General features: G+C 64.5%; 11 protein-coding genes and 1 pseudogene. 6 read left to right on the top strand and 6 right to left on the bottom strand.

Translation table 11 applies throughout. From position 1 onward, the window contains the following. Positions 1–264 precede the first annotated feature (264 nt). Positions 265–444: a hypothetical protein gene (locus tag PAM7066_RS18745; RefSeq protein ID WP_139215051.1), complete on the bottom strand. Its 180-nt coding sequence runs from the start codon at positions 442–444 to the stop codon at positions 265–267. A 532-nt stretch (positions 445–976) separates the two neighbouring features. On the opposite strand from PAM7066_RS18745, the gene PAM7066_RS19445 reads away from it, so the two are divergent. Further along, on the top strand, positions 977–1,645 hold the full coding sequence (locus PAM7066_RS19445) for a hypothetical protein (RefSeq protein WP_245749761.1): 669 nt from the start codon (positions 977–979) through the stop codon (positions 1,643–1,645). A 303-nt stretch (positions 1,646–1,948) separates the two neighbouring features. After that, positions 1,949–2,374 (top strand): annotated as a pseudogene (locus PAM7066_RS17790) (transposase); the annotation flags it as partial. Between the two features lie 404 nt (positions 2,375–2,778). Here PAM7066_RS17790 and PAM7066_RS17785 read toward each other — a convergent pair. The 3 genes from PAM7066_RS17785 to PAM7066_RS17775 are packed head-to-tail and all read right to left on the bottom strand — an operon-like array spanning position 2,779 to position 5,760. Beyond that, on the bottom strand, positions 2,779–3,549 hold the full coding sequence (locus PAM7066_RS17785) for an ABC transporter ATP-binding protein (protein ID WP_085855570.1): 771 nt from the start codon (positions 3,547–3,549) through the stop codon (positions 2,779–2,781). Then, positions 3,543–4,604 carry a FecCD family ABC transporter permease gene (locus tag PAM7066_RS17780; protein ID WP_085855569.1) on the bottom strand — a complete coding sequence of 354 codons (1,062 nt, stop codon included), beginning with the start codon at positions 4,602–4,604 and terminating at the stop codon, positions 3,543–3,545. The genes PAM7066_RS17785 and PAM7066_RS17780 overlap by 7 nt, the downstream gene beginning before the upstream one ends. Positions 4,605–4,647: 43 nt before the next feature. Next, positions 4,648–5,760 (bottom strand): ABC transporter substrate-binding protein, encoded by a 1,113-nt coding sequence (locus PAM7066_RS17775; protein WP_085855568.1) that lies wholly within the window; start codon positions 5,758–5,760, stop codon positions 4,648–4,650. Positions 5,761–5,883: 123 nt separating this feature from the next. Between PAM7066_RS17775 and PAM7066_RS17770 the strand changes: the two genes are divergently transcribed. Both PAM7066_RS17770 and PAM7066_RS17765 read left to right on the top strand, forming a co-directional pair. Beyond that, entirely contained in the window at positions 5,884–6,648 is a 765-nt protein-coding gene (locus tag PAM7066_RS17770) for a class I SAM-dependent methyltransferase (RefSeq protein ID WP_085855567.1), read from the top strand. A gap of 232 nt (positions 6,649–6,880) precedes the next feature. Continuing rightward, positions 6,881–8,509 carry a tannase/feruloyl esterase family alpha/beta hydrolase gene (locus PAM7066_RS17765; RefSeq protein WP_085855566.1) on the top strand — a complete coding sequence of 543 codons (1,629 nt, stop codon included), beginning with the start codon at positions 6,881–6,883 and terminating at the stop codon, positions 8,507–8,509. 52 nt (positions 8,510–8,561) lie between these two features. On the opposite strand, the gene PAM7066_RS19100 is transcribed toward PAM7066_RS17765, so the two are convergent. After that, positions 8,562–8,909 (bottom strand): response regulator, encoded by a 348-nt coding sequence (locus tag PAM7066_RS19100; protein ID WP_175484730.1) that lies wholly within the window; start codon positions 8,907–8,909, stop codon positions 8,562–8,564. Positions 8,910–9,144: 235 nt separating this feature from the next. On the opposite strand from PAM7066_RS19100, the gene PAM7066_RS17755 reads away from it, so the two are divergent. Next, positions 9,145–9,816: a DUF1993 domain-containing protein gene (locus tag PAM7066_RS17755; RefSeq protein ID WP_217640005.1), complete on the top strand. Its 672-nt coding sequence runs from the start codon at positions 9,145–9,147 to the stop codon at positions 9,814–9,816. Positions 9,817–10,234: 418 nt separating this feature from the next. Here PAM7066_RS17755 and PAM7066_RS17750 read toward each other — a convergent pair whose 3' ends face one another. Next, on the bottom strand, positions 10,235–10,948 hold the full coding sequence (locus tag PAM7066_RS17750; RefSeq protein ID WP_176237577.1) for a sporulation protein: 714 nt from the start codon (positions 10,946–10,948) through the stop codon (positions 10,235–10,237). A 173-nt stretch (positions 10,949–11,121) separates the two neighbouring features. On the opposite strand from PAM7066_RS17750, the gene PAM7066_RS17745 reads away from it, so the two are divergent. Then, positions 11,122–11,904, top strand: a complete 783-nt coding sequence (locus PAM7066_RS17745) for an SDR family NAD(P)-dependent oxidoreductase (protein ID WP_245749760.1) — start codon at positions 11,122–11,124, stop codon at positions 11,902–11,904. Positions 11,905–12,097 lie beyond the last annotated feature (193 nt).

Here is a 12,097-nt window from a genome sequence, read left to right as displayed (position 1 = left end):
GAGCTGAGATCTTGATCCGCCTGATGAACCCGCGCCTGTTCCGCGTCACCCGTGGCATCATGCCAAGCGATGCTGAGGCCTGACAGGTCGTTCACGAAGCCTTTCTCGTCGCGTCGACCAGGAGCGCGATGTTCGAACGACGGGAGCGGTATTCCACGTGAAATCGCCCGGATCGCCATCAATCCCGCGCGGATGCAGTTGCGCCACGCGCGGTATCCACTGCGCACGGTTTGGAATCATCTGGCGGTCGGCGGTGCGGTATGGCTACTGACAGGGCCGCAGTTCACGAAACGCGGGGCCTTTCATAGGCAGTGCAGTTTCTGAGTGCTTCAACGGCGTAATGCTTGGAAGCTCTTCGTCCTGACCATAAGCCACGAACGACCCGGCAAGCAAAGTGCCGGCATCGACCGAAAACGTGCCGAGAACCGGGATGAACTTCTTCACACAGGGTTCACCCGGAGGCGCGGCCTTCGGAGCTTCTCCAACTTGCACGAGGACAGGGGTGGCGACCAATATGGCAGAGGTGATCCTCATTGACGCGGTTTCACCATGTCGTGACCTTTCCAACCTGATCCGGGTGTCTACTAGGGACGCTTTGACGGTCGGATGCAGCTGGACGGAGGAGGTTCGCCGCCTTTCTCGGTCCGTGCGCGGACGCCGGCTCATGCAGCGTTCGCGCTATTCCGCCTTCGAAATGCCGTTACCTATGTCGCGTTTGAGCCGATCCCTACCGGCATTGCCTCGAAGAGGGTCGGGCCATCGTCGAACTCGCTGGGAATGGCGCGGATCAAGAGTCGAAAGACCCCACTGACGAGGCCGCAGGCCTTGCCCGGACCTTGGGCCGGTCTGATCCTCCGACATAGGTCCGATTGCAGCGGCGCGTTTTCGTGGCCTTATCGAGAGGAAGGGTTGCCCCTCGGCAACCCGTGATTGGAGACAGAAAATGACACGTACAGGTTCACTTCGCATTACACTTATGGGTACCGCGCTCGCAGGTATGTTTGCGGCCGTCCCTGTGGACGTTCGCTTCAGCAGCGATGGGTTCTCGCTGACGCCGGCCATGGCCTTCGCCAAGGACGGACGGGATGACGATGACCGCGGCAGCGAGCGGGACGACGACAGCGGTCGGGACGACAATGGCGGCTCCGGGCGCGACGACGATGGCCGGGACGATGATCGTGGCCGTGGACGCGGCGGCGATGATGTCCGCCAGGACGACGACTCAGGCCAAGGTCGAGGGCGCGGTCGCGGGCGCGGGCGCGGTGGCGACGACCACGGCAGAGACCGTCACGACTCGGAAGGCTTCGAGGTGACCCTCCAGGACGGCAGCCGCATCGAGATCGAAGGCGGCTGGTTCGAACGCAAGGATGCCAGCGGTCGAACTGTTGAGGAACGTCTCGCTACCGCGGCGGACGTCGCACAGTACGCGGGCGCAAGCCCCCGGCCGGATACCGATCGCAGTGGCGGCGGGATCGTGACGAAGGCGGAGCGGGAGGGCACCAAATGGGAGGTCATGTATTCCGACGGCTGGAAGGAGGAGATCGAAGCCGGGCGCTACGAACTCAAGGACGCGCTGAACCGCACCGTCGTTGAGCGGCCGGCCACCGAGGCCGACCTGGAACGCCTCTCGGTCGCCTTCCGCTGAAGGCCTGCGGGTCAGGAGCGCCAGCGATCGTGCGCCATTGGCGCCGCCTCGGTGCGGTTCCTGACCTGCAACTACTCTAGGATCACCGTCATGTGGTGCTGGCCGATCGCGTCCTGGATGTCGAGCGGACGGCCGACGTCCTTGTTGCCCTGCGCCACCAGGCGCAGCCAGTGCGCGAGCCCTGCAAGCTCCGTGATCTGTCGCGCCGTCTCAGCTATTCTTTCATCCTAGTGTCGGAGGGGCCTCATTGCACGAAGCGTTCCCGGGTTTCACTTCGCGCGTTCAACGGCATAATTGTGCGGCATGTCCAAGCCTGCCCCGAGCCGCTACCGCACCCTGAACTGGTCCGCTTACAACACGTCGCCGCGTGAGCGTCGATCGCTGACGGTCTGGTTCGACCCGTCGACGCCATGGCACGCCCCCATCAGGCAAGCAGGGTGGCCAGCGGGCTACAGCGACGCCTCGATCCAGGCCTGCCAGACGAGCAAGGCCCTGTTCGGCCTGCCGCTTCGCCAGACGACCGGCTTTGTCGCGAGCCTGCTGAAGCTGGCGGGCCTTGATTGGCCGGTTCCGGACTTCTCGACGCTATGCCGTCGGCAAAGAACGTTGGTCGTGCAGATACCCTGCCACGGTTCGGAGGAACCGTTGCACCTGCTCGTGGACAGCACGGGCATCAATCTGCGCAGTGAGGGCGAATGGCACGCGCGCAAGCATGGCGGGGCAAGCCGCGTCAAAGATGAACTGCATGAAGACACTCGGCCGGAAACTCGTGGCCCGAAACTTCGATAGTCAGATTGCCGAGTTCCGGGTCCGCATCGCTATCCTGAATTGCTTCACTCCCCTCGGCATACCCGTCACAGAACCCGTCGGCTGAGCCGACTAGAGCAAGGGGGATCCAGCCTTCCGGGGTTCCGTGCAACAGAGCCGAGGGCAACAAGAGGCTTGGGTAATGCCAATGGGTATCGGCGAAATAGCCTTTGGTTACCTGTGCCGTCCGTTTCCTTTGTGTTGCGGGCGTCGGCAAGTCGCCGCCTTGCCCGCCAATACGAGCCGACCCGCTGGCACGGCATCACCTTTCTCGGCGGCCACCTAGGTGGAACAGGGTCTACACGGCCTACTCAGATGCGGGGAGTCTATGCAACCGAACGCACACGACTTGTCGGCCCGTCGACAATCATCATCGGGCATCCGCGCGAACAGTGTTCCACCCTGCTGTCGATGCCGTAGAGACGGCGGATCAGATCGGGGCGCAGAACGTCCAATGTCGGGCCGGTCGCGAGGATGCGTCCCTCGAACAATGCGATGGTCGTAGTGCAGCATCGCATGACCTGGTTGAGGTCGTGCAGCGCGAGGACCATCACTGCGCCGGTCTCCTCGGCATAGGACCGTAGCGCCTCCAGCACTTCGTATTGGCGATAGAGATCGAGAGCGGAGGTCGGTTCGTCCATCAGAACCACGCCGGGTCGCCCCACCAGCGTCTGCGCGATCGAGACCACCTGTCGCTGTCCGCCGGAAAGTTCGGGCAACTGCCGGTCGGCGAGCGCCGTAACCCCCAGCCGTACCAGCACATGGTCGACGGCGGCCAGTTCGGAGGCAGACAGCCGCCATCCGCCGCCGCCCTGCTTCAACGCGAGAATGATGGATTCATAGACCGTCAGCGCGGCATTCATCCCGGTGTCCTGCGGCATGTAGCGCAGGTCGGACTGCTCCGCCCCCGTCAGACGTACGGATCCCGCGCCCCTCAATTGCCCGGCAACGCGGCGGAACAGGGTCGATTTGCCGGCGGCATTGGGCCCGACCAACGCGGTGAGCGCGCCGCCCGATATGGGCGGGGTCGACGCGTCTTGCAGGATCGCGCGCCGCCCGTAGCGCGCGCCGACCTGATCGAGTTCGAGCGTTACCATGCCTTTCGTCCCTTCGTCAGGATGAGAGCGGCGAAGAACGGCACGCCCACCAGGGCCGTGATGATCCCGATCGGCAGGACCGCCCCGGGAAGCAGCGCCTTGGACAGGACCGATGTCGCCGAAAGGATCAACGCGCCCGCCAGCATCGCGCCGGGCAGGAAGAACCGCTGATCCTCACCCAGCAGCAGGCGCGCCACGTGCGGCCCGACGATGCCGATGAAGCCGATCGTGCCCACGAACGAAACCGGAACGGCTGCAAGAAGGGAGACGAGGAAGAGCGCCTCGAGGCGCAGGCGCCGGACCGGCACGCCCATGGCGGCGGCGCGGGCCTCGCCCAGCCGGATCGCGGTCAGGGCCCAGGCTCGCCGCGCGAACAGCGGCACGCAGATCAAAAGGATCACCGCGGTGACGCCGACCTTCGGCCAGGTCGCCTTGGTCAGGCTGCCCATCGTCCAGAAAACCACGGCCGACAGTGCCTGTTCTGAGGCGAAGTACTGCAAGAGCGCCAGCGCCGCGTTGAAGGTGAACACCAGCGCGATGCCCAGCAGAATGATCGTCTCGACCGTCACGCCGCGCAGGGTCGACAGGCCGAAGATCAAAAGCGCCGCCGCCATCGCCATGAGGAAGGCGTTGATCGGCACCATGAGGCCGATCACGGCCGGGAACAGCGCCACCCCCAGAACCATGGCCAGCGCGGCGCCGAAACTCGCCGCCGCGGACAGGCCGAGGGTGAAGGGGCTCGCCAGGGGATTGGCGAGGATGGTCTGCATCTGCGCGCCCGCCAGCGACAGGCTCGCCCCCACGGTCACGGCAAGGACCGCCATCGGCATGCGGATGTCCCAGACCACCACCCGCATCTGCACATCCGCGCTGCCCGGCGCGAAGATCGTCCGCAGCACGTCCAGCACCTCGTAGCGGGCCGGGCCGAGCGAGACATCGACCGCCACAGACAGGACCAGCAACCCCGCCAGGAGCCCCAGAAGAAGGACGCGCCGCACGACGAGGCCGCGATAGGCCATTGCGGTCGTGGGGGCTTCGGTGCTCAGGCTGGCCATGACGCGCTCCTCGGAAGGGTGGCCCGAAGGCCACCCCGGTGCTTCAGTTCAGGGAAACCCAGTAGCCCGGGCGGTAGTCCACCGGCAGGAAGCGCTCGTGCAGTTCCTTCAGCGTCTCTTCGGCGTCGAGTTCGGGGAACAGATCCGGGTGCAGCCAGGTGGCGATGCGCTGCACCGCAACGAAGCTGTAGGGGCTGTTGTAGAACTGATGCCAGATCGCGTGGACCTCGCCATCTTCCACGGCCGTCACTCCGGTATAGCCCGGACGCTGCATAAGCGCCTCCAGCTTGGCGACGGCCTCGGCCTCGTCTGCGCCGGGACCGACGCCGACCCAGTCGCCGCCGGGAACGTAGGCTTCCCAGTTGCCGCCCGTGACGATCACCTGATCCGGGTCCGACGCGATGATCTGCTCGGCGTTCACCGTGCCGAAGGTGCCGGGGATGAAGGGCGCTGCCATGTTCTCCCCGCCAGCCAGTTCCACCATCCGACCGAAGTTGCCGTCACCGAAGGACATGCAGCAATCCTCGGTATAGCCGCCGGCGCGCTCGACGAAGACCAGTGGCCGCTCCAGATCCGGCTGCGCCTCGATCACGTCGGCGACGCGGGCGATCTGCTCCTGGAAGTAGGTGTTGAATTCGGCCGCGCGCTCTTCCTCGCCGAACAACTGGCCGATGATCTCCATCGACTGCGCGGTATGTTCGAAGGGCTTCTCGCGGAAGTCGACATACACGATCGGAATGCCCACCTTGGCGAGCTTTTCTTCGTAGCCGGCCTCGTCCGTCGCGGCCTTGGCCTCGAGATTCATGATCATGACGTCCGGATCGAGCGACACGGCCTGCTCGATGTCGAAGGTGCCGTCCTTGAAGCCGCCGAAGGTCGGGATCTGGTCGATCTGGGGGAACTTTTCCGCGTAGGCCTCATAGCTTTCCGGCGACGCCTCGCGCAGGTCGTCGCGCCAGCCGACGACGCGCTTGAACGGGTTCTCGCCATCCAGTACCGCGGCGAAGAAGATCTGCCGCCCTTCCCCGAGGATCACGCGCTCTACCGGCGCATCGACGGTAACCTCGCGTCCGGCGATGTCCGTCACCGTGATGTCGGCAAGTGCCGGACTGCCTGCGAGAAGCACACAGGCCCCGAGTAACGTACGAAGGCTCATCTTCTATCTCCAAGATCCTGCAACGAGCCCCGGATATTTTCACTTACAGAATTAGTCAACAATGTTCATTGACGTTGGGAGCCACGATTGTATGAGCCGGTGCGACATCCCGGAGATCCCCATATGAACAACGCCCCGCGCCCGAACCGCGATCTGCGCGACGAAATCCGGGATTACTGGTCCGATCGCGCCGAACACTTCGACTCCGACCCGGGCCACAAGATCACCGATGGCGCCGAACGGTCGGCGTGGCAGGCGCTGTTCCGCCGCCATCTCGGAGCCGCAGAGGGGCGCAGGCTGCTCGATCTGGCCTCCGGGACCGGCGAGATTGCTGTGCTATGCCGGCAGTTGGGGTTCGAGGTGACCGGACTCGACTGGTCCGAGCCGATGCTCGCCCGCGCCCGATCCAAGGCCCCCGACGTGGCGTTCCTTCAGGCAGATGCGGAGCGCACGATGCTGCCGGATGCGAGTTTCGACGTGGTGGTGACCCGACACCTCGTCTGGACCTTGGTCGATCCAGCCGCGGCATTCGCTGAATGGCGGCGGGTCCTGACGCCGGGTGGACAGCTCCTTCTTGTCGACGGCGACTTCGTGACGCGTAGCTGGCTGGCCCGAGCCGTGGCCCGTTTCTCTCCGGTGCCAGCGTCTCACGGCATGGCCACCCGTCATCAGGACATTCTGAGCCGCGTCCATTTCGCGGGCGGCGCCCGGGCGGACCTGGTCGCGGCGCTGCTGGCAGAAGCGGGTTTCACCGATATCCGGGTCGATACCCGCTTCGGCAGGATCCACCGCGCCCAAGCCGGCCAGTTCGGCTGGCGCAAATCCCTGCTTCGTCGGTCCGAACACCGCTACGCGATTGCTGCGCGTGTCCCCGACGGAGATCAGTAGAACGCCGAACTATCGCAGGAATCGCGTGCAGGTGCGAAGCTGAGGAGCAGTGGAATGGGAGCACGCCCCTGCGATCAGAATGGCAGCACGAAACCAGCTCCTTTCGGCGTCTGCCTAGATCAATTCGCTGGGAGGGCCTCATCGGACGAAGCGGCCGCCGTGTCTTCGGCAAGAGGACGCGATTGACTCGAGACAGTTTCCCAGGAAACATTCTTGCAGGAGGAGCCACTCGATGACCCACTGCAGAATTCTCGCGGCGCTGCCGTTTCTGGCGCTGGCTGCGCCCGCGCTGGCGCAGACGCCCTGTTCTGAGCTGGCAAGTGTCGCGCCGGAGGGCGTCACGGTGACCGAGGCGGCCGAAACGCGCGCCACCGACGAGATCCCCGTCGATCACTGCCTCGTTCGCGGGACGATGTCCGAGCGCACAGGCGAGGATGGCCGCCCCTATGCGCTGAACTTCGAGCTCAGACTGCCGGCTGAGTGGACCGGGCGCTTCATGCATCAATTCAACGGCGGCAATGACGGCGAGGTGGTCCCCGCGCTTGGCCAGGGCGTCGGTGTGCCCAACGGCGACTCGGCCCTGCAACGCGGCTTCGCCGTCGTGTCGAGCGATGCCGGTCACGACGGTGAGGCCAATCCCGGGGCAGGGCTGGCCGGATCGAACGTGTTCGGCTTGGAATTCGAAGCGCGGCGCATGTACGGCTACGGCGCCGTTGCCGCGCTGCACCCCGTCGCGTTGGATCTCACCGAAGCGCATTACGGGCGCGCGCCGGACTTCGTCTACGGCTACGGCCGCTCCAACGGCGGGCGGCACGGCATGGTCGCGGCCCGTCGGATGCCCGAGGTCTTCGACGGAATCCTCGCCGGCTATCCGGGGTTCAATCTGCCGCGGGCGGCGCTCCAGCACGCATGGGACGTTCAGACATTCCTGTCGGTGGGCGACACTCTGCCAGAGGCGTTCAGTCGCGAAGACCTGCAGATCGTTGCCGACGGCATCGTCGCGGCTTGTGACGCCTTGGACGGGCTCGAGGACGGGCTCGTCTCGGCCGCGATCGAATGTCAGTCGGCCTTCAACCCCGAAACGCTGATCTGCGACGGTGGCACCGAGACCTGCCTGCCGCAAGAGAAGGTGGCCGCCCTCCAGCGCATCCACGCCGGCCCGACCAACAGCGCAGGCGAGCAGCTATACAGCGACTGGCCCTGGGATACCGGTATCGCCACCGAAGACTGGCGTTTCTGGAAGCTGGAAAGCCAGATCCCGCCTTGGGGCAATCAGCCGCTGATCGCGGTGATGGGTGCGGGCTCGCTCGCTCAGGTCTTCACCACGCCGCCCACGACGGTCGAGGGCGATCCGGAGTCGCTGCAGCAATACCTGGTGGAGTTCGACTTCGACGAGGATGCGCCCAACATCGACGCCACAACCGACGCATTCCCCGAAAGCGCGATGGAGCTGATGACCCCGCCGGACGCGGACGAGCCCGAGCTGACCGAATTCCAGGACGCTGGCGGGAAGCTGATCATCTTCCACGGCACCTCCGATCCGGTGTTCTCGTTCAACGACACGGTCGACTGGTTCGAGGCGCTGCAGGAGAACAACCCCGACGCCGGGGGCTTCGTGCGGTTATACCCGGTTCCCGGCATGCCCCACGGACAGGGCGGCGCCTCGGCCGACGAGTTCGACCTCCTGTCGGCGCTGACCGACTGGGTCGAGGCGGGCGAAGTGCCGGGACACGTGACCGCCGCGGTCCGCGCGGATAACGAGGCCGCTCCGGAGGAAATCCGCGGATCCGTCCGCCCGCTTTGCCCCTATCCGGCTGAACCTCACCACGAGAACGCCGAGGGTAGCTTCACCTGCGAATGATGCGCCGGGCGAAGGGGGACGCAATGAGCTGTCCATGCTTCACTTCCACCGATCAGGCGGCCTTCAAACGATCCAATGCGGCAAGCAGAGTGTGACTGTCCAACGGCTTGCCGAGACTCTGGGCGTTCGCAAGGGCCTCGCACACATCGGCGAGCGGCGCGTCCTTTGGGAAATCTCCAGACGCGAGAAGCATGGGCACCGACAATTCGTGAAGCCGCTCGGCGACGGGAACAATCGTCTCGCCGCGCAAGCTGTAGTTCAGAACGGCCACGTCCGGCCGACTGTTCTTCAGCAGGTCCAACGCTTCGTCTATCGATGGGACAGGTCCAAGCACGGAGTAGCCCGCATCCTCGAGGGTGGCTTGGAGGTCCATGGCGATGAAGATCTCGTCCTCAACCACGAGAACGGTAGTTTTCGTGACACGTAGTCGATCCAAGAGACACCCTCCGCTTTGATACGAAAGCCCAAGACCTCCACCCGGGTTCCGGAAGCTGCGTGCCGGATGGTCGCCGCTCACCTGTGCTGTCTGACGAAGACCATGCCCATCGGAGAGCGGGCATTGCAGCCAATTTGCCTCCGTCCACCCGGCCAAGAGCCACGTCGCCCGTTCATCCCGCTCGGTGAGGATTGCCGGCATGGCCTTGGACCGCGTGCGGGGAAAGAGTATGCTGTGGAAATTACGTGATGGCGCGGCTCGGTTCGAGCATTCAGTCAGGCAAGGCATGGCGACCAAGCTATACGATATGGCCGTTCCGACATTTCTGCAGACGGCACGTGCGGTCGGTGGCTTCCTCGAAAAGGCCGCAGATCATTGCGGTGCGACCGGCATCGATCCGAACGATCTCGTGACGGCGCGCCTCTACCCGGACATGGCGCCCTTCTGGTTTCAGATCGAATGCGTGGACAATTACTCCGTGTATGGGATCGAAGCCATGCGGACCGGTACCTGGCAGCCTCCGGGCCTGGTACAGGTCGTTCCGTTTGCGGACCTGCAGGCGCGGATCGCACAGTCGATCTCGGCACTTGAGGCGTTCGAGCCTGATGAGGTGAACGCTTGGTCGGGCAAGGCTCTTGATATCGCGATAACGCATGTCGGCCCTGATCCGACGTCCTTCACGTCGGAGACGTTCTTCCTGTCGTTTCTCCTTCCGAACTTCCATTTTCATGCCGTCACGGCCTACGACATCCTCCGCACGTACGGTACGCCGATCGGGAAGCGTGACTACGAAGGTCAGTTGCGTACGCACCTTTCCGTCCAGCACGTTGGCATCGTTCAAACAAACCTGCCGAACCGCAGGTCGACCTAGCCCATTGCCCCGCAGCAGGTGCATCCCGGCGCGGAGTTGACCTCCTTGGCCGGCCCCTCGGTTGCTGGCAGGCAGCCGCGGTGCCGGCACTGACACTCCATCCTCATGACTGGCGGCCGGTCGCATGCTCATGGGCGGGATGCAGAAGGACCAAGCGCGGTGGATCCGCTGAAGCGTCTCCCCGACGTCAGGGTTCCGAAAAGATTATCAGGGAAGGGTGGATCAGGTGGGGCTGGTCTGGCCCCTCGGAAGTGCCACGACCACGCAAGGTCGTGTCCCGAGTCGACAACACCCGGTGTGATCAGATCCATTCTGACGTCGCCTTGGTGATCTTTCGTCGAGACGCGGTCGGCGGCCGCTCGTTCCTGGAACGACGCGTCGATGCCGGCGTTCGCGAATGACTCGGGTGTACCTGAGCCTATCGCAGCGAACTGATGGCCGCGCGCAGCTGCGCGACGATGTCCGACCGATCCGCGTCCCTGATCTGGAAGCGAGCGGACCGCTCGCGGCCCATCGTGAAGAAGCCGCCGCGGTTGTCGACCGTCAGCAAGACCTCGACGCCGCCCCGGATGGGCTGGAAGGAGATCTCGACCTCGTCGATACCGAAGTCGTTGAATCCCCGCGGGCGGAAGTCGAACTCCTGCACGAACGGGTTGGCCCGCCGCGGGTTATGTTCGACCTCGGTTTCCGTCAGGGCAAAGCCTGCCTGCTCCAGCCCACTGATCACGGCCAGCATTGCCGGGGTGGGGAGCAGCCGGACCGGGTCCTTGTCCGTGGGATCGACCGCGCCGGGAACGTTGACGCGCGTTCTCACAAAGCTCGTCGTCGTGCCGATGCTGATCGGTGCGGCCGGGTCGATGTCGATCTCGAGCGGCGCCGCAAGCTCCTCTCCGGCCGTCACCCGGCCAAGCTCGATCGTTCCGGAGGCGAGGATGATCTCGGCGTGGACCCTGTTGTCGCTGCGCGTCTCGACCAGGCACCGCGTGACGATTTCGATCGTGACCCCGCGGATGTCCTGGTCGGAAGCGCCGCCCTTGACCCGGACCTCGCCCCGAAGGGTGCCCCCGACGACGACTTCGTCGGTCTCGAGCACCGTGTCGATCGTGGCTCCCCCGACACCGAGGGTCCTCATCAGTTTGCCGAACATGCCGCGTACCTCGTGCTACATCGCCGTGAACATATGGTCGTCGCTCTCCTTTTCATTCCTCCTAGACGCATCCATCCTTCTGAAGCCTTGGCACGTCATGGATCGCAACAGTTCAATAGCTGCAAGCTTTTGCACCCGCCCCCCTGTCCCGGATCAACTTGGATAAACAATCCCCCATGAAAAAGCTTGCAGTCGTCACCGGTGGAAACACCGGCATCGGGCGCGTCCTGTGCCTCGGGTTCGCCAAGGCAGGATACGCTGTCGCGTTCTCGTGGCATTCGACGCCAGAGATGGCCAGCAGCCTCGTCGACGAGATCGAACGCATCGGCGCGCGCGCAATCGCGATCGAGTGCGACGCTGGTGTCGAAGATGATGTGATCACCTTCTTCGACAGGGTCCTCGACTGGTTCGGCCAGGCTCCGGACGTCCTTGTGAACAATGCCGGCGTGCAAACCTGGGCACCGCTCCTCGAACTATCTGGACCCGATTGGGAGCGGGTTATCCGCACGAACCTGACGGGTACCTTTCTCAACACCAGGGAAGCCGGGCGCAGGATGGTGGCCGATCGCAAACCGGGTTCGATCATCAACATCGGTTCCGGCTGCAACAAGGTCGCGTTTCCGAAACTGGTCGATTACACCGCCTCGAAGGGCGGGATCGAGCAGTTTACGAAGGTCGCTGCGGTTGAGCTTGGACCGCACGGCATCCGCGTGAATTGCGTGGCGCCCGGAGCGATCATCAACGACCGCACGAGGGCGGAATCCCCGGATTACGACGGCGCCTGGTCACGCATCACACCGTTGCGCCGCGTCGGAACGGCCGAGGATATCGTCGGACCGGTTCTCTTCTTCGCTGGCGAGGATTCGAAGTTCGTCACTGGCCAAACCTTGTGGGTTGATGGCGGGGTATTCACTCAGGCGAACTGGCCGCAGGAAGCCTGACGTACTCTGCGAACTCCGCTGAGCCGAGAGTGCCACCGACGTCATCGGGCGGAGCGCTGCGAGCGCCGACAGTCAGATTGCAGTGTTGCGGGCGCATCGCTGCGCGGCCAGTTCATGGGCGAGCGCTACTGCTTCGAGGTCGTCCGTGAACTCATAGGCACGCGGCTCGGTGCGCCGTCTGCCTGGTGGCCCG

Source organism: Palleronia marisminoris (genome assembly GCF_900172315.1).
GTDB lineage: Bacteria > Pseudomonadota > Alphaproteobacteria > Rhodobacterales > Rhodobacteraceae > Palleronia > Palleronia marisminoris.
The sequence above is the reverse complement of the archived record's forward strand: the minus strand, read 5'-3'. Positions and strand labels throughout refer to the sequence as shown.

What these genes read in the sequence shown, in the direction of transcription:
- PAM7066_RS17765 (WP_085855566.1), top strand. Translation starts at nt 6,881, where the DNA reads ATGACCCACTGCAGAATTCTCGCGGCGCTGCCGTTTCTGGCGCTGGCT.
- PAM7066_RS17750 (WP_176237577.1), bottom strand. Translation starts at nt 10,948, where the DNA reads ATGAGGACCCTCGGTGTCGGGGGAGCCACGATCGACACGGTGCTCGAG.
- PAM7066_RS17770 (WP_085855567.1), top strand. Translation starts at nt 5,884, where the DNA reads ATGAACAACGCCCCGCGCCCGAACCGCGATCTGCGCGACGAAATCCGG.
- PAM7066_RS17775 (WP_085855568.1), bottom strand. Translation starts at nt 5,760, where the DNA reads ATGAGCCTTCGTACGTTACTCGGGGCCTGTGTGCTTCTCGCAGGCAGT.
- PAM7066_RS17780 (WP_085855569.1), bottom strand. Translation starts at nt 4,604, where the DNA reads ATGGCCAGCCTGAGCACCGAAGCCCCCACGACCGCAATGGCCTATCGC.
- PAM7066_RS17755 (WP_217640005.1), top strand. Translation starts at nt 9,145, where the DNA reads ATGGCCTTGGACCGCGTGCGGGGAAAGAGTATGCTGTGGAAATTACGT.
- PAM7066_RS17785 (WP_085855570.1), bottom strand. Translation starts at nt 3,549, where the DNA reads ATGGTAACGCTCGAACTCGATCAGGTCGGCGCGCGCTACGGGCGGCGC.
- PAM7066_RS19445 (WP_245749761.1), top strand. Translation starts at nt 977, where the DNA reads ATGGGTACCGCGCTCGCAGGTATGTTTGCGGCCGTCCCTGTGGACGTT.